The organism is Bartonella bacilliformis Ver097 (assembly GCF_000709795.1).
In the GTDB taxonomy this organism is placed as follows: Bacteria; Pseudomonadota; Alphaproteobacteria; order Rhizobiales; family Rhizobiaceae; genus Bartonella; species Bartonella bacilliformis_A.
Window position 1 is genome coordinate 83731 of the sequence record NZ_KL503803.1, and the last position, 17223, is coordinate 100953.

Sequence of the window (17223 nt, forward strand, 5' to 3'; positions counted from 1 at the left end):
CATAGAGATAATTAAATTGAATTTTTTTGTCATAAGAATAAAATGCTTTTATCACAAGATCAAAGGTACGACCATTTGATGAAAAAAAGTAAAAATATTACACAAATTCAATCCTGTGAAAATCAGGGAAGAGTTATGGATGCATCCTCTAAACAATGGGTCTACTCTTTTCTTCCTTCTTCTCTGTGGCTTTATGCCCAATTAGCTCGTTGGGATAGACCTATTGGATGGAAATTGTTAATGTGGCCTTGTTTTTGGTCAACAACTATGGCTCTTCTTTCTTATGAAATATCCCAACAGCCTTTTTTATCGGTAATGATTCATTGGATTTGGTATCTTTTTCTTTTCTTTTTAGGTTCCATAGCTATGAGAGGAGCAGGCTGTACTTGGAATGATCTTGTCGATCATGAAATTGACTCTCAGATAGAACGAACACGCTTTCGGCCTTTGCCAGCTGGTCAAATAAGTCGGTTTCAGGCAAAAGTTTTTATATTGGTGCAGTGTTTCGTGGGTTTGGGTGTTTTATTGCAGTTTAATATGTTTAGTTTTTATTTAGGGATTTCATCATTAATAGCGGTTGCGTTTTATCCTTTTATGAAGCGTATAACAGATTGGCCACAATTTTTTTTAGGTATTGCATTTAATTGGGGTGCATTAATGGGATGGGCAGTTATTTACGGGCGGTTGAGTTGGGCACCAATCGCACTTTACGCAGGATCCATCTTATGGACGATTGGATATGATACAATTTATGCTCATCAAGATAGAAAGGATGACGCGATTGTTGGTGTACGTTCTACGGCGCGCCTCTTTGAAAAAAGCACTAAACGTGCGCTGGTACTTTTGTATAGTGGTTTTTTAATGCTGGTTAGTTTGGCATTTTATTTGGCAAAGGTTCCCATTATAAGCTTTTTGGGGCTATTTTGCGCGGGTGCCCATATGTTTATTCAAATTAAAACCATTGATATAGATAATAGTGAGCAATGCTTAAAGCTTTTTAAATCTAATTCGTTTGTTGGTTTTTTCATCTTTGCTGGTTTGGTATGCGGCGGCGCTTGGATGATACTTTCCCCTGCTATTTAGAAAAATTACAGGAAGAAATAAGGTATTATATTGCTTAATACTTAAGAGAAGATATAAAGGTAAAGATTGAAAAGAATTGCAAGATTATGGGTAAAGTCTTTGCTTTTTCCAATTATTTTGTTCAAGGAAATCTCGTGTAAAGAGCAAGCGATCATGCAAGCGAGATGGGCGATCGCGCCAAAATTCGATGAAAAGAGGTTTAATACGGAAGCCAGACCAGTAGGGTGGGCGTGGGACACTGCCTATTGCATAGTTTGCAGTGTATCTCGAAACTTCTCTTTCGAGAACAAAACGATCTTCCAATAGTCGAGATTGTTTGGATGCCCACGCTCCGATTTGGCTGCCATGTGGTCGCGATTGGAAGTATGCGTCAGCTTCTTCAGGGCTGACTTGTTCAACAAAGCCTCTAATCCTGATTTGACGACGCAGTGATTTCCAATGAAAAACTAAAGATGCTTTCATTGATTTCAAAATTTCTTGTCCTTTACAACTTTCATAATTGGTATAGAAGACAAAGCCTGTAGAATTAAAACTTTTAAGGAGCACCATACGCACATTAGGTAAGCCTGTTTCATCGACTGTTGCAAGTGCCATCGCATTGGGATCATTGATTTCATTTATTGTTGCTTCTTCAAGCCAACTTGCAAAAAGTGTAAAAGGATTCTGCGTTTGCGTAAAATCATCGTCTGTTTGTATTTTATTACTCATCATAGATTCGAATTTAGTTAACATGAGTGAAGAAGGCTTTAATTTTTTTGTAAAATAAGATTATTGTTTTTTATTTCAAAAAATAAAAATGTCATACTTTTTTATAAGATTTTTTCAGTCATATTTATCTTTAATATAGGATACAATAACTGTTACTGAGCATAAAATATCTATTTTATCTGGTATTTTTGCTTTTTATAGACATATATAGAGAAAATTATTCTATTGAATAGTTTAATGAAGCTATGGAAGATGTTTAGTAAATTATTGAGCTGATATTTTAAAAATGAAAAGAGGGCAATATGCGTAATCCCTACACGGTTTTGGGTGTAGAGCGCACTGCAAAACCGCAAGAGATTAAATCTGCATTTAGAAAATTAGCAAAAAGGTATCATCCAGATCATAATGTGGATGATGTAAAAGCTAAAGAAAAATTTTCTGAAATTAATCAAGCTTATGAAATTATAGGTGATACAGTTAAAAAAGCACAATTTGATCGTGGTGAAATTGATGCAGAGGGCAAACCGCTTCATCAAGCTTATAATGCTGGAGGAAATTTTAGAAATAGGCAAAATCCTTTTGCAGGAGGAGCGAGGGGATTTGATTTTGGCTTTTCAGGAAATGCAGGTTTTGATGCAAGCGATGTTTTTCGCGATTTATTTGGAAAAGGAACAAGCTTTTCCGATTCTGCATATAGTCAGCCTCAACAAGGAGCTCACATTCGTACCAGTCTTTCAATAACATTGGAACAGATGGTTAGTTCAGATAAAGTAGAAGCGGTTTTTCCTAATGGGAAAAAGTTGAAAATTAAATTACCAGCCTATGTTGAAGATGGACAAACTATTCGTTTAAAAGGTCAAGGAGAAGAGGTTGCGTATGGGCAAGCGGGAGATGCTTTGGTAAGCATTCGTGTTCAGAAACATCCTCGTTTACGGGTTGAAGGACGGGCATTGCATCTAGATTTACCGATTCCGCTTAAGCATGCTGTTTTAGGAGCAAAAGAAGAAGTTGAGACTTTGGAAGGGCGCGTTGTTTTGACAATTCCTGCATGGTCAAGTTCTGATCGTGTTTTACGGCTTAAGGGCAGGGGGCTTCGTTTAAAAAATGGAGAGAGAGATGATCTTTATGTGCATGTTCGTATCATGTTACCAGAAGGTGGAGATGCTGCATTGGAACAGTTTTTTCAAATGCAAAAAGATTAATTTTTTGGAGTCAATTTTGATTGTGTAAAAGTACAGTTTCAATTTGCTTTTGAAGCAATTGCTTGAAGAAAAAGTGAACCTGTGCCATAGGCAGATAAATGATATTGATTTCAAGTAGCAATGAGGCAGTGCTAATGGTGAGTAGTAATGGTTTATTGTGTGGAAAGCGTGGCTTAATTTTGGGGCTAGCCAATAATCGCTCTATTGCTTGGGGGATAGCTAAGGCAGCGAGTGCGGCAGGAGCAGAGCTTGCTTTTACCTATCAGGGGGAGGCAATGAAGAGGCGTGTTGAGCCTTTGGCTGCAGAATTGGGGGGCTTTGTTTGCGGTCATTGCGATGTTTCCGATAGTGCATCGATTGATGAAGTTTTTAGTAAAATAGAAAAAAAATGGGGTAAGCTTGATTTTTTAGTTCATGCTATCGGTTTTTCTGATAAAGATGAGTTAAGCGGTCGTTACGTTGATATTAGTGAGTCTAATTTTATGATGACCATGAATATTTCCGTTTATTCGTTGACGGCTCTTACGCAGCGCGCAGAAAAACTGATGCTTGATGGTGGTTCTATTTTAACGCTAACCTATTACGGTGCAGAAAAGGTTGTCCCTAATTATAATGTCATGGGTATTGCGAAAGCTGCTCTTGAAGCGAGCGTAAAATATTTAGCTGTTGACTTAGGTCCAAAAAATATTCGTGTTAACGCTGTATCTGCGGGGCCCATAAAAACACTAGCGGCTTCAGGTATTGGTGATTTCCGTTATATTCTAAAATGGAATGAATATAATGCTCCTTTACGCCGTACTGTAACAATCGAAGAGGTAGGTGATTCTGCTCTTTACTTTCTTTCAGATTTATCTCGTTCTGTTACAGGTGAGATTCATCATGTCGATTCGGGATATCATGTTATCGGTATGAAGGCTGTTGATGCACCAGATATTTCTGTTGTCAAAGAATAGGTCTTGGTTCATAAGATTTTATCTGTTAACGCCAATTTGATTAAAGTTGAAACAATTAGGCACTTTGCGATGAGAGTGTATTGTGCGCAACTTACTGTGCATTGTCGTTGCGTGCATTTGAAGAAGAAACGGATCTTTTTCCATGTCGCATAATACATTTGGTCATTTGTTTCGTGTTACAACATGGGGAGAAAGTCATGGGGCTGCTCTTGGTTGTGTCATTGATGGCTGTCCTCCAGGCATTACTTTTACTCTTACAGAAATTCAAGCATATCTTAATAAACGTAGGCCAGGGCATTCAGTGTATACAACACAGCGACGAGAATTAGATCAAGTAGAAATTCTCTCAGGAGTCGTTTCTCAGGATGATGGAAAAACATTAATAACAACGGGTACGCCGATTTCGATGTTCATTCGAAATGTGGATCATCACTCTGAAGATTATTGCGCTATCATGCATCAGTATCGTCCAGGGCATGCGGATTATACTTACAGTGTTAAGTATGGCATTCGTGATTATCGTGGTGGAGGACGTGCTTCAGCGCGTGAAACAGCGGTGCGTGTTGCAGCAGGTGCTCTTGCACGCAAAATTGTTCCTGGTTTAATTGTACGGGGAGCTGTGACGGCGATTGGTCCTCATAATATCGATCGTGACCGATGGGATTGGTCAGAAGTCGATAAAAATCCTTTTTTTTCACCTGATGCACAAGCAGCGTGTGTTTTTGCTGATTATATAAGTCAGTTATGTAAAACTGGTTCATCAGTGGGGGCTATTGTTGAAATTGTTGCGGAAAATGTTCCAGCTGGTTTGGGCGCACCAATTTATGCAAAACTTGATCAAGATATTGCATCATTCTTAATGTCCATTAATGCTGTTAAGGGTGTTGAAATTGGTGATGGTTTTGCTGCAGCTCACCTAACAGGCAAAGAAAATACCGATGAAATGCGAATGGGAAGTGATGGAAAACCAGTTTTTTTGTCCAATCATGCTGGGGGAATTTTAGGTGGGATATCAAATGGACAGCCGATTGTTGCACGTTTTGCTGTTAAACCTACTTCGTCAATTTTAACTTCCAGTCGTTCCATTGATATTGAGGGTAATGATGTGAATGTTATGACAAAGGGGCGCCATGATCCATGTGTTGGGATTCGTGCTGTCCCTGTTGGTGAGGCGATGGTTGCTTGTGCTATTGCTGATCATTATTTGAGGCATCGTGGTCAAGTGGGTGGTTGTATTAAGGGGTGAATGATGGCTTATAACCAGAAAAAAATTGTTTCTGCTATTCAAGCTTTTGGACGCGGTGAAATTGTTGTAGTTACGGATGATGATGGCCGTGAAAATGAAGGTGATTTGATAGTTGCTGCTGTTCATTGTACGGAAGAAAAGATGGCATTTATGATTCGCCATACATCGGGTATTATTTGTGCACCTATGCCAAAAGAAGAAGCACAAAGGTTTGATCTTTCTCCTATGGTGTTAGTGAATAATTCACCGCAGCATACAAAATTTACTGTTACTGTTGATTTTAAACATGGAATAACAACAGGTATTTCAGCGCACGATCGCACATTGGCTGTTCGTAATCTTGCTAATCCAAATGCTAATGCCAATGATTTTGTACGTCCAGGGCATGTTTTCCCTTTAGTTGCGCATAAAGGTGGTGTTCTTATGCGTTCAGGCCATACTGAGGCAGCTGTTGATTTATGTAAAATAGCCGGTTTGCCACCTGTTGGCGTTATAGGCGAGTTGGTTAATGATGATGGCAGCGTTAAACATGGAGATGAGATTACAAAATTTGCACAAGATAATCGGTTGCATATTATAACGGTTGCTGATCTTATTGCTTATCGTCAGCGTGAAGAAATCCTTATTAAACATGTTGGGACTGTGCAGGTTGAAACGTCTGTAGGTTCTGCTGTCGTTCACAGTTATCAAGTTCCTTGGAAAACAATTCAACATATTGCGATTGTTTTTGGTGATATTCGTGATGGTAAAGATATTCCTGTGCATCTTCATCACGAAAATATTTTGAATGATGTTTTTGGTTTATCGCCTGATATAAAGGTTATTATGCAGCGCATGATGGAAAAAGAGAAACGTGGCGTTTTTGTTTATTTACGCGAAGGATCTGTTGGTATTGGTTCTCAATCAGTTATTTTTGATCAGGACGTAACAATGAAAAGTTTAGAAAATCATGATGAAGCTATTGAACGTGAAGAAGAATGGCACAAAATTGGTTTAGGAGCACAAATTTTAAAACATTTAAGAATTAGTTCTGTTATTGTTTATGAGTCTAAAGAGAGTTATTCTGCTGATTTAGAAAGTTTTGGAATTCGTATATCCAGAACAGATATCTTGTGAGGGTTATATGAAACAAGAGATAAAAAAGGATGATATTTCTGCGTTGAGTTTTGAGGAAGCGCTTAAGCAGCTTGAAGTGATTGTCGAAAATTTAGAATGTGGAGATGTTCCTTTAGAACAGTCAATTGATATTTATGAGCGTGGTGAAGCTCTTAAAAATCATTGTGATAAATTATTAAAAGTAGCTGAAACTAAAATTGAAAAAATTCAATTGTCAAATAATGGAACTCCGGAAGGTGTAAAACCGCTCGATCCTGAATGATATGAAGGCATTTGATGCGCTTATTGAAAGGTAAAAGATACTATAATTTTATTTATTGTGAACGAGAAAAATAGGAAAATTTGTAGATAATTTCAAATAGATAAAGTATCTTAATAGAGAATACGTCATATTTCTACGAAACACATGAAGGATGTGTGTTTATCATCTAAACTATAGTGATAATAGAAGGTTTTTTTTTGTCTCGGCCATTAACGCCATTGCTTAATTATGTTCGTTCACCATTAGATTTGCGGGCATTGCCTGCATCTAGTTTGGCACGATTAGCTGATGAGCTACGGGCCGAAATGATTGATGTGGTTTCTGTAACAGGTGGTCATCTTGGTGCAGGACTAGGTGTTGTCGAGCTCACTATTGCATTGCATTATATTTTTAATACGCCTGATGATAGAATTATCTGGGATGTTGGTCATCAAGCTTATCCTCACAAAATTTTGACTGGCCGCAGAGATAAAATTCGTACACTACGCCAAGAGGGAGGATTATCAGGTTTTACTAAGCGCTCAGAGAGCATATATGATCCATTTGGTGCAGGTCATTCTTCTACTTCTATTTCAGCTGGTCTTGGTATGGCAATGGCTAGCGCGTTGAAAGCAGAAGAAAGACGTAACATTATTGCTGTCATTGGTGATGGAGCTATGTCTGCGGGGATGGCTTATGAAGCAATGAACAATGCAGGAGCTTTGGATGCACGCTTAATTGTTATTCTTAATGATAATGATATGTCTATTGCTCCTTCCACTGGTGCCATGAGCGCTCATCTTGCTCGACTGGTTTCTCATCCTTCTTATCGTCATTTGCGCGAACGGGTAAAGTTATTGAGTAGGAAATTACCAAAATTCTTTTCAGAGCAAGCAAGTCGTTCAGAAGAATTTGCACGTGGTTTTTTAATTGGGGGAACTTTATTTGATGAGCTTGGCTTTTATTATATTGGGCCGATAGATGGTCATAACTTTGAGCATTTGCTTCCTGTTTTGGAAAATGTTCGTGCATATCCTAATGGCCCTGTTTTGGTCCATGTGGTAACACATAAGGGGAAGGGGTATGCACCTGCAGAGGCATCAGCTGATAAATATCATGGCGTTAATCGTTTTGATATTATCACAGGAAAACAGGTTAAAGCACAAAGCACTCGTCTTTCTTATACCAAGGTGTTTTCTAATGCTTTAATAGAAGAAGCTACTCATGATCATAAAATTGTTGGTATAACGGCAGCAATGCCAACAGGAACAGGGCTTGATGCTTTTGCTGAAAAATTTTCCGAAAGGATGTTTGATGTTGGTATTGCTGAGCAGCATGCTGTAACTTTTGCTGCAGGTATTGCTTGTGAAGGCTATAAACCCTTTGTTGCGATTTATTCTACTTTTTTACAGCGTGCTTATGATCAGATTATTCATGATGTGTCGATCCAGAAATTGCCAGTACGGTTTGCAATTGATCGAGCAGGTTTTGTTGGTGCAGATGGCGCAACGCATGCTGGGAGTTTTGATATTGCTTTTTTAACGACTCTTCCTGAATTTGTCGTGATGGCTCCTTCTGATGAACTTGAGCTTATGCATATGGTGCGCACGGCAGCAGCTTACGATCAAGGGCCTATTTCTTTCCGTTATCCGCGTGGTGAAGGTATTGGTATGGATTTGCCGCAGAGAGGTGAGGTGATTGAGATTGGTAGAGGACGCGTTTTGCGTGAAGGGAGCAGGGTCGCTTTGGTTTGTTTTGGAACGCGGTTATCTGAAGTGCTTCTCGCAGCTGATGAGTTATTGGTAGAAGGCTTATCTACAACTGTAGCAGATGCGCGATTTGCAAAACCTTTAGATGAGAATTTGATACGTCGTTTAGCACGTGAGCATGAAGTGTTTATCACAATTGAAGAGGGAGCAGTAGGAGGATTTGGTGCGCATGTTCTGCAATTTTTAGCACAAGAGGGGTTATTAGAACACGGTTTAAAAGTCCGAACATTAAAATTTCCTGACGAATATTTAAATCATGGTTCGCCAGAGAAAATGCTTGCACGTGTTGGGCTTGATGTAATGGGTATCGTCAATACCGTTTTTACTGCTTTGGGACACGAGACGCGGAAGATGCTGAAAATTTAAGTATGATATGGCAGTGATGAAAAGACTGGATATTCTTTTAGTTGAAAAAAACTTTTTTACAACTCGTTCACGGGCACGTGATGCAGTTGTGAGACAAACAGTTAAGATTGATGGACAAATAGTTTGCAAAGCTGGAAAAATGATTTCTGATGATGCAGAAATTGTTGTGTGTGATCCTGCACAAAATTATGTTTCGCGCGCAGCATTAAAACTGATTGGTGCACTTGATGCATTTCCAGTTGTAACGACTCAAATAGTTGCTCTTGATATTGGTGCATCGACAGGTGGTTTTACTCAGGTTCTTTTAGAGCGTGGAGCCTCTCATGTTATTGCTGTTGACGTTGGTTATGATCAATTTGACGCTCGTTTATCTAATAACAGTGCAGTAACATTATTAGAAGGCTTGAATGTTAGAGATTTAAAAAAGGAACATTTAGGCGGTCGTGAAATTGATCTTATTGTGTCAGATGTAAGTTTCATTTCTCTTAAACTTGTCTTACCATCTGTTTTTTCTCTCATTAAGAAAAAAGCTCAAGCTGTTTTGCTCGTAAAACCTCAATTTGAAGTTGGTCGAGAGGGTATTGGTAAAGGCGGGATGTTAAAAGATCCATCAATGGCAGAAAAAACTGCCGAAGAACTTTTTGACTGGTTAAATATTCAAGAGGGGTGGAAGGCAAAAGGTTTGATTCCCTCTCCCATTGCGGGGAGTGATGGTAATTTAGAATATTTGTTATTCGGAGAAAAGTAAGAGTGAGCAACGATGTTGTAATCGACCATATTGGAGCTAGCGGTTATGGTGTTGCGAAAACACCGCATGGTTCGATTTATGTACCTTTTACTTTACCAGGAGAGATTGTTAAAGTTATTCGTCACGGGAAATATGGTACACTGCTTACGTTAAAAGAAAAATCATCAGAACGTATTTATGCACTTTGTCAGCATTTTGAAGCATGTGGAGGATGTACCCTACAGCATTGGCGTCTTGATGCTTATCACTCTTGGAAGCGACAATTGGTTGTTGATACTCTTAAAAGGTATGGGTTTGATGTTGTTGTTTCTCCTTTAATTGAATGTGGGTTTCATAATCGTCGACGGGTTATTTTGACAGCTTGTGTGGACCAACGAGGCTGTACTATTATAGGTTTTAATCACTATCTCTCTTATGATATTGTGACTATTGAGGAATGTCCAATTGCATGTTCAGAGATTATATCTAAACTTGATGATATCAAAGAAATATGCGCTCTTTTAGGACATCATGCTAAGCGGTTTCATGTCACGATAACCTCTGTTGACAATGGTTTTGATGTTGCGTTGAGTGATTGTTTTGTGCACAATGAATTAACGCGTCAAAAGATGGTTCGTGCAGCTCTTTCATATGGAATTACGCGTTTGTCAGTTGACGGTGAGATCTTGGTTGAACGGGAAAAACCAATAATACACTTTGGTGATGTATGTGTTGAATTTCCCTCTGGTGGTTTTCTGCAAGCAACTGTTAAAGCAGAAAATATTATCAGTGATATTATTTTGACTCATTTTGAAAAAGCAAAAAATGCTGCTGATTTATTTTCAGGAGTAGGAACTTTCGCTTTGCGTATGGCAAAAAAGATGAATGTTCATGCGGTGGAGAATAATGGAGCAGCATTAACTAATTTAGACTGGGCAGCACGTTTTTCTAAGGGTTTAAAAACAGTGATTTGTGAAAAACGTGATTTATTGCGTCGTCCACTTTCCACAGAAGAATTGGAACGCTTCGATAGTGTTGTTTTTGATCCACCGCGTGCTGGTGCAGAAGCACAAGTAAAAGAATTAGCAAGGACAACGATACCGCGTGTGGTTGCTGTTTCATGTAATCCTGTTACATTTGCTCGTGATTTATCCATTCTTGTTTCAGGCGGTTATATAATAGAGAAAATTATACCGATTGATCAGTTTTTATGGTCACCCCATGTTGAAATTGTTGCTATTTTGAACAAACGAAAAGCAAAGACTGGTTGGAAGCTTTAGATCAAGGAGAAAAAGCTTTTGTGAAGGATGTAAGCAACTTTTAATTCATTTCGTTTATTTTACGAAGTTTCTGTTCCGCCTATTGTCATATCATTAATTCGTAAGTGCGGTTGTCCAACACCGACAGGAACATTTTGCCCTGCTTTCCCACACATACCTATACCGTTATCTAGTTTGCTATCATTACCAATCATCGTGATACGTTTCATGGCCTCTGGTCCACTACCAATAAGGGTTGCACCTTTGATTGGTGCTACAATTGTACCATTTTCTACCCGATAAGCTTCGGTGCATTCAAATACGAATTTTCCAGAAGTAATATCAACTTGCCCTCCACCAAATGAAACAGCATAAATACCGCTTTTGAGTGAAGATAGAATTTCTTCAGGTGTTTTATCACCTCCTAGCATGATCGTATTCGTCATTCGTGGCATTGGTGCGTGTGCATAGGATTCACGTCGTCCATTTCCAGTTGAATTAACTCCCATAAGGCGAGCATTTAATCTATCTTGCATGAAGCCAACGAGTTTTCCATTTTCAATGAGAACATTACAGTTTGAAGGTGTTCCTTCATCATCGATGGTGAGTGAACCACGGCATTCAGGAATAGTGCCATCATCAACGATCGTTACATCTTTTGCTGCGACTTGTTGACCTAATAGTTCAGAAAAAGCAGATGTTTTTTTGCGGTTGAAATCACCTTCTAAACCATGGCCGACAGCTTCGTGCAGCATAACACCAGGCCATCCATTAGCTAAAACGACATCACATGTTCCTGCTGGTGCAGCTTCTGCTTCTAGATTCACTAAAGCCATACGTAAAGCTTCATCAGCAGCCATTTTCCAGTTTTCTTCACTAATAAATTGGTTAAATGCTTGTCGTCCACCACATCCGTAAAAGCCGCTTTCGTGCCGATTACCATTGGTTGCTATGATAGAAATAGAAAGTCGCACAAGAGGACGGATGTCACGAACAAGATGTCCATTAGAACGCAAAATTTCAACATGTTGGAGTGAGCCAGAAAGAGATACTGTAACCTGATGCACTTTGTTATTTTTTTCCCGTAAATATGCATCAATTTTTTGTAAAAGCTTACTCTTTTCTTCAAATGATGGAGCATCAAGAGGATTGATTTGTTCATAGAGTTTACGGTTTGTTCGTGGGGGAGCTGCGTTATAAGGTCCTGCTTGATGATGATAAATTACAGCTTTCGCAGCCTCACTAGCGCGGTTGAGTGCAGCAGCTGATAGTTCTCCAGAATGGGCATAGCCGGTTGCCTCTCCAGAAACAACACGCAAACCAAATCCTATATCTTGATAAAATGAGCCATTTTTAAGCTGGCCATTATCAAATAAGAGTGCTTCACGTTCTGTATATTCGACATAAAGTTCACCATCATCAGCATTATGAAGTGTTTCTTGTACGAGTGACTGCACTTTAGAGGAAGAGATATCAAAATTATCAATTAGGGATTTCATAGTTGTTGCTCTATTTTCATTAATGCTTAGGTGTTTTTAATTTTTTAAAAAATGTTGTAAAAAAGTTATCAGATGCGTTGACCGATTATTATCTGCAAATCGTTTTGTGTTATTTTGGCAAAGCTGCATAAGCATCAGCAAGACCATGAAGATCAATAAGGCCCCCAATTCCTTGCTCTGGGGTTGTAAAGATAACATAGGTTGCCATTTTACCATCTAAGAAGTGTTTTAGTACATTGTCTTGGAGAAGAGCTTCCGCAATACAATTATCACCTAGACAACGATGATATTCTATTCTACCAATGTCTTTATTGTCTATTTTAATACTAACACCAGGGCGTAAGTCAACCCGAATAGGAACAAAGACACGCATCAACGTTCCTTGATTTTTAGGCAATTTATAAAATGTAATACGAAAAGTGATATCACGACGTTCTTGTGTGCGCACATCTTGAATAATTTCACATTGCATATTCGGTGTACCTGGTGGCAGAGAGCAAACCTTTGTCCATGCACCGTAGGTTTTTGGAGCTGGAATATTTTGTGTGTTGGATGTTTGTGCGATGACGTGATTAGAAGAAATACTGCAAAGTGCGAAGATAACAGAACTAACAAAGAAAGTTTTTTGAACGAATTGATAAAGGTTCATAGAAAATTCTACCTAAAATCACCACTATATCTGTGTATAAGCTTTTATGAAAAATAAATCTTTATATTAGGATATAACAAAAAATCAGAAAATTTACATGTACAAAATTAGGAATGAAAAGTGAAAAGAGAGTTACTTGTGCAGAAGTAAGATTTTTTAGCTCCATTTTGTAGGGTATATTTTGTTTTTGTGGTACCTTTTTACATACAGAGGGGAAGAGTATTATGGAAAAATGTATTTTTGTGTAAATATTTCTATCACTTGTGAGAAGGGGGTATAACTGAGAATATGTATGCCGTATATATTTTCAAAAATACAGCAGATATTAATTTTTCATAAGTTGTATAGTTTTTGCTTGGGGATTATACAGATAAAAGGGCTCTTTAGTGAAATGTCTATTTCAGGGAAATTATTAACTGAAGATAATCAGTCGATTTCGCCAGTAGCTACTGTTTATGATTATATTGCATTGTTGAAACCACGGGTTATGTCACTCGTTGTGTTTACAGCTTTGGTGGGATTGGTGGTATCACCTGTTGTTGTAGATCCATTATATGGTTTTGTAGCAATCTTATGTATTGCTATAGGAGGCGGTAGTGCAGGAGCGCTTAATATGTGGTATGAAGCTGATATTGATGCGCTGATGAAACGTACTCAAAAACGCCCTATTCCTAGTGGAAAGATCAGTCGTGGAAAAGCACTGATTTTTAGCTCTATCCTCTCTGTTCTTTCAGTTTTTTTAATGGGAGTTCTCATTAATTGGTTTTCAGCGCTTTTTCTTGCCTTTACAATTTTCTTTTATATTGTCATTTATACAATTTGGTTGAAGCGTATAACACCACAAAATATTGTTATTGGTGGTGCTGCTGGGGCTTTTCCGCCGATGATTGGATGGGCCGCTGCAACAGGAACAATAAGTCTTGACAGCTTCCTGTTATTTTTAATCATTTTTATGTGGACTCCACCGCATTTTTGGTCCCTTTGCTTATTTTCATCTAGTGATTACGACGCCGCAGGTATTCCTATGATGCCTAATGTACGTGGTGAGCGTTCAACAAAAAATCAGATCTTAGTGTATGCAATTATAACAGCAGTATGTGCCGTTGGGCCTTATATAACAGGTTATGCAGGGATCATTTATGGTATTTCGTCAACAATTTTAGGTGGTATATTCATTTATTTTGCTTATCTTTTATGGAAAACTGATACGAACGATAAAACTGTGCCTATAGCAAAGAAAACGTTTTTTTTCTCGTTATTTTATTTGGGAGCTATATTTGGAATTCTTTTAATTGAATTTCTTATTTGGCATTTTATTGTTCGTTAGCTTGATAAAACTAGGGGGAAAACATTTACAATTATTAATTAATAAATAGTTATAAATAACCTATTACGAGTAAAGTGTTTGACATATTAAAAGAGAATATTTTCAATTTTTCTTTTGACATAAGAGCGTATATAAAGAGTATCTAACTTAGAAATAGCACTTCTTTTTTGATATGTGATAGAAATTATAGAATACATTATGTCTTTACTTTCCCCTTTAACAATTCGTCTTTGTAGTCCGCGAGGGTTCTGTGCTGGGGTTGACCGAGCTATTCAGATTGTTATCCTTGCATTGAAAAAATATGGTGCTCCAGTGTATGTGCGCCATGAAATTGTGCACAACCGCTATGTTGTTGAAGGATTACAACAACGTGGAGCTGTTTTTGTTGAAGAACTTGATGAAATTCCAGAGGAACATCGCGGTCAACCTGTTGTGTTTTCTGCCCATGGTGTGCCAAAATCTGTATTAGAAAAGGCGTCTCTCTATAATTTATTTTATCTTGATGCGACATGTCCTCTGGTTTCTAAGGTTCATAAACAAGCAATAAGACATCAGCGTCATGGTCGTCACGTTATCTTAATTGGTCACTCTGGTCATCCTGAGGTAATAGGAACGATGGGACAGCTTGAAAAAGGAGCTGTTACGTTAATTGAAACGGTAGAAGATGCTTTATATTATCAACCAAAAAATCCAAATAAATTAGGATTTGTAACACAAACAACACTTTCTGTTGAAGATACCGCAGGGATTTTAGATGTATTACAGAACCGTTTTCCTACTTTAGAATCTCCGGCAACAGAGTCAATTTGTTATGCCACGACCAATCGACAAGAGGCTGTTAAGGCAGCAGCCTTAGGGAGTGATTTATTCTTAATTGTTGGTTCATCAAACTCATCTAATGCACGACGTTTGGTAGAGGTAGCTGAGAGGTTTGGTGCACGACAATCTATCTTAGTTCAACGTGCTGATGATATCGATTTTGATCGTTTAGGAACTCTTTCAGTTATAAGTCTTTCAGCAGGAGCATCTGCGCCTGAAATTATTGTTGATGAAATTATTACAGCTTTTCGTAAACGTTATAATGTTAAAATAGAATTGGCTGAAACCGCAGTAGAAACACAACAATTTTTAGTTAATCGTGAATTGCGTGATGTTATTTTAACCCCTCGAGATATGGCGTTTGTTAGTGGCGGTGTTAAGACACGAAGAAATGATGATACACAAATGTTAAAAGTAGAAGAAAAATAATAAGAAATTTTAAGGATATTCGTCAAAACGGTTGGAGGAGTTTTAAACGCATTACTCAATAGTTTTTTCTATTTTACCAAGGGATAGAAAAGAAAGTTGGAAACTCGTATTTTATGTTTCATGGAATAGAAGAAGAATTTTTAACGCTTTATGAAAAATTTGTCTCAAAAGATCATTTGTTTTTTGTGTAGTTATATTGCAGTCATTTAACTCAGTTAAGATGGGATTTTATACTCAGCTGTAAAGATTATTTTTTATAGATTAACAGCTGTGGTGCAAATTGCAGTGAATTTTTTTACTTACATATCTTTATGATTTGTTTAATGCTACCTAATATTTTTATTATTATAAAGGGATTTATTGAAATATCAGTACAGACTGTGTTTCTAGCAATGTGGATTCATTGATTGGATTGGGTTTTTAAGTTTTATGTTGAGTGAAACTAAAGTTATTGAAATTTATACAGATGGTGCATGCTCAGGAAATCCTGGGCTCGGAGGGTGGGGAGCAATTTTGCGTTGGAATAGCCATGAACGTGAGCTTTATGGTGGAAAAGAATATACAACTAACAATCAAATGGAACTGATGGCGGCGATTTGTGCGCTGAATGCACTTAAAGAATCTTGTTCAATTGATCTTTATACGGATTCAGTTTACGTGCGCAACGGAATATCTTTATGGATTGAAAATTGGAAAAAGAATAATTGGCACACTGCATCAAAAAGTCCTGTTAAAAATGTGGAGCTATGGCAAGCGCTTGATGGTGCTTGTGTTCGCCATAATGTCAGATGGCATTGGGTAAAAGGACATGTTGGTCATCCAGACAATGAGCGTGCGGATGCTCTTGCGCGTAAAGCAATTACTGAATATCGTCAAAATGGATATTTTAAGGGATAAAGGGTCTTATTGCGAAATATCACTATGGTCTTGCTTATTTATTATGAATGTTCCACTCAAGGCGTGATCTTTAGCAGAAATTGTATAAAAGACTGTTTGGTTTGGTTCATTTGGTGTGAAATATATAGGGGCACTAAAAAATGTATAGTCTTGATGATCACTTATCTTCTTTGCAGGGCCAATTTGCATATCTCCTCCATCTAAAAAGAGAGATTCAGGTGTGATTTTTCCATTTTTGTGTATTGTTATTAAGAGGGCATTTTCGTTTTTTTCAGCGCTTATTGTCAATTCATTATGTTTTATACGTGGTAGGGAAGCTTGGGCATTTTTTAATAATGAAGATGAAAAAAGATGTTCGTTTTTTGGAAAAAATGGAGAAAAATTAAAATCAATGGTAAAAGGCATACAGATTTTATTACAGATTCCAATGGTTAACGAGCCACTTAGATTTTCATGTGAACCAAAAATACGAAAAGGCAAGACAACTTTATTTTTATATCCTAATGACCAATCATTTTCTTTCTGATAAAGCTGTGGTGTAGGATAAAAAATTTCGTAAGCAACTTGTTGATCAAAATTAAAAAAAGGTGCCATGCCAGAATTTCCTGGATTGCGCCAGTAAGTTTTCCATTCTGGTTTAAGTACAACTTCAATAATGCCCTCTCTCATTCCATGAAGAGAGACTTTTGTTATAGCTAATCTGATACGACCACCATTTGATTCATGCCAAGGTGTTGAGATAAGATGCGTTTCTTGTTCTGTTTGAGTGCTAAAAGTAGGATTGATCAATCCTAAAACCATAAATGTTAAACTAAAAATTACTGAAAACTTTTTATGAAAGATCGTTAACATTTTTTGTAAATTCAGAAATATTTGAATTTTTCTCATCGGATCTTTATTTTTTCTATACTGACTTAATTGGGTTTTATCATT

General features: G+C 37.6%; 16 protein-coding genes. 12 read left to right on the top strand and 4 right to left on the bottom strand.

What is annotated here, in order from left to right; genetic code table 11:
• Window positions 1–78 precede the first annotated feature (78 nt).
• Window positions 79–1083, top strand: a complete 1005-nt coding sequence (ubiA, locus tag H710_RS02475) for a 4-hydroxybenzoate octaprenyltransferase (RefSeq protein ID WP_041849497.1) — start codon at window positions 79–81, stop codon at window positions 1081–1083.
• An 84-nt stretch (window positions 1084–1167) separates the two neighbouring features.
• Here the strand turns inward: ubiA and pdxH are convergent, their stop codons facing one another.
• Window positions 1168–1791 carry a pyridoxamine 5'-phosphate oxidase gene (gene pdxH / locus H710_RS02480; RefSeq protein WP_041849498.1) on the bottom strand — a complete coding sequence of 208 codons (624 nt, stop codon included), beginning with the start codon at window positions 1789–1791 and terminating at the stop codon, window positions 1168–1170.
• Between the two features lie 302 nt (window positions 1792–2093).
• Here pdxH and H710_RS02485 point away from each other — a divergent pair, with 302 nt between their 5' ends.
• The 8 genes from H710_RS02485 to H710_RS02520 all read left to right on the top strand — a co-directional run bounded on the left by H710_RS02485 (window position 2094) and on the right by H710_RS02520 (window position 10691).
• Window positions 2094–2993: a DnaJ C-terminal domain-containing protein gene (locus tag H710_RS02485; protein ID WP_041849282.1), complete on the top strand. Its 900-nt coding sequence runs from the start codon at window positions 2094–2096 to the stop codon at window positions 2991–2993.
• Between the two features lie 134 nt (window positions 2994–3127).
• Complete coding sequence (gene fabI, locus H710_RS02490) at window positions 3128–3946, top strand: enoyl-ACP reductase FabI (protein WP_041849283.1); 819 nt, start codon at window positions 3128–3130, stop codon at window positions 3944–3946.
• 142 nt (window positions 3947–4088) lie between these two features.
• The gene (gene aroC, locus H710_RS02495) at window positions 4089–5192 is read left to right on the top strand and encodes a chorismate synthase (protein ID WP_041849284.1); all 1104 of its coding nucleotides are present in this window, start codon (window positions 4089–4091) and stop codon (window positions 5190–5192) included.
• 3 nt (window positions 5193–5195) lie between these two features.
• The gene (gene ribB / locus H710_RS02500; RefSeq protein WP_041849285.1) at window positions 5196–6308 is read left to right on the top strand and encodes a 3,4-dihydroxy-2-butanone-4-phosphate synthase; all 1113 of its coding nucleotides are present in this window, start codon (window positions 5196–5198) and stop codon (window positions 6306–6308) included.
• A gap of 7 nt (window positions 6309–6315) precedes the next feature.
• Window positions 6316–6570, top strand: a complete 255-nt coding sequence (locus H710_RS02505; RefSeq protein ID WP_041849286.1) for an exodeoxyribonuclease VII small subunit — start codon at window positions 6316–6318, stop codon at window positions 6568–6570.
• Window positions 6571–6767: 197 nt separating this feature from the next.
• Window positions 6768–8684 carry a 1-deoxy-D-xylulose-5-phosphate synthase gene (dxs, locus tag H710_RS02510; RefSeq protein ID WP_041849499.1) on the top strand — a complete coding sequence of 639 codons (1917 nt, stop codon included), beginning with the start codon at window positions 6768–6770 and terminating at the stop codon, window positions 8682–8684.
• Between the two features lie 7 nt (window positions 8685–8691).
• Entirely contained in the window at window positions 8692–9432 is a 741-nt protein-coding gene (locus H710_RS02515) for a TlyA family RNA methyltransferase (RefSeq protein WP_041849287.1), read from the top strand.
• A 2-nt stretch (window positions 9433–9434) separates the two neighbouring features.
• On the top strand, window positions 9435–10691 hold the full coding sequence (locus tag H710_RS02520) for a class I SAM-dependent RNA methyltransferase (RefSeq protein WP_041849288.1): 1257 nt from the start codon (window positions 9435–9437) through the stop codon (window positions 10689–10691).
• A 59-nt stretch (window positions 10692–10750) separates the two neighbouring features.
• On the opposite strand, the gene tldD is transcribed toward H710_RS02520, so the two are convergent.
• Both tldD and H710_RS02530 read right to left on the bottom strand, forming a co-directional pair.
• Window positions 10751–12169, bottom strand: coding sequence for a metalloprotease TldD (gene tldD, locus H710_RS02525; RefSeq protein WP_041849289.1), 1419 nt, complete (start codon window positions 12167–12169; stop codon window positions 10751–10753).
• Window positions 12170–12278: 109 nt separating this feature from the next.
• Window positions 12279–12818: an invasion associated locus B family protein gene (locus H710_RS02530; protein WP_041849290.1), complete on the bottom strand. Its 540-nt coding sequence runs from the start codon at window positions 12816–12818 to the stop codon at window positions 12279–12281.
• A 391-nt stretch (window positions 12819–13209) separates the two neighbouring features.
• Between H710_RS02530 and cyoE the strand changes: the two genes are divergently transcribed.
• The 3 genes from cyoE to rnhA all read left to right on the top strand — a co-directional run bounded on the left by cyoE (window position 13210) and on the right by rnhA (window position 16290).
• Entirely contained in the window at window positions 13210–14145 is a 936-nt protein-coding gene (cyoE, locus tag H710_RS02535) for a heme o synthase (protein ID WP_041849291.1), read from the top strand.
• Window positions 14146–14343: 198 nt separating this feature from the next.
• Complete coding sequence (gene ispH / locus H710_RS02540; protein WP_041849292.1) at window positions 14344–15393, top strand: 4-hydroxy-3-methylbut-2-enyl diphosphate reductase; 1050 nt, start codon at window positions 14344–14346, stop codon at window positions 15391–15393.
• A gap of 429 nt (window positions 15394–15822) precedes the next feature.
• Complete coding sequence (gene rnhA / locus H710_RS02545) at window positions 15823–16290, top strand: ribonuclease HI (protein ID WP_041849293.1); 468 nt, start codon at window positions 15823–15825, stop codon at window positions 16288–16290.
• Between the two features lie 6 nt (window positions 16291–16296).
• Here the strand turns inward: rnhA and H710_RS02550 are convergent, their stop codons facing one another.
• Window positions 16297–17178, bottom strand: coding sequence for a protein-disulfide reductase DsbD domain-containing protein (locus tag H710_RS02550; RefSeq protein WP_041849294.1), 882 nt, complete (start codon window positions 17176–17178; stop codon window positions 16297–16299).
• Window positions 17179–17223: the final 45 nt, after the last annotated feature.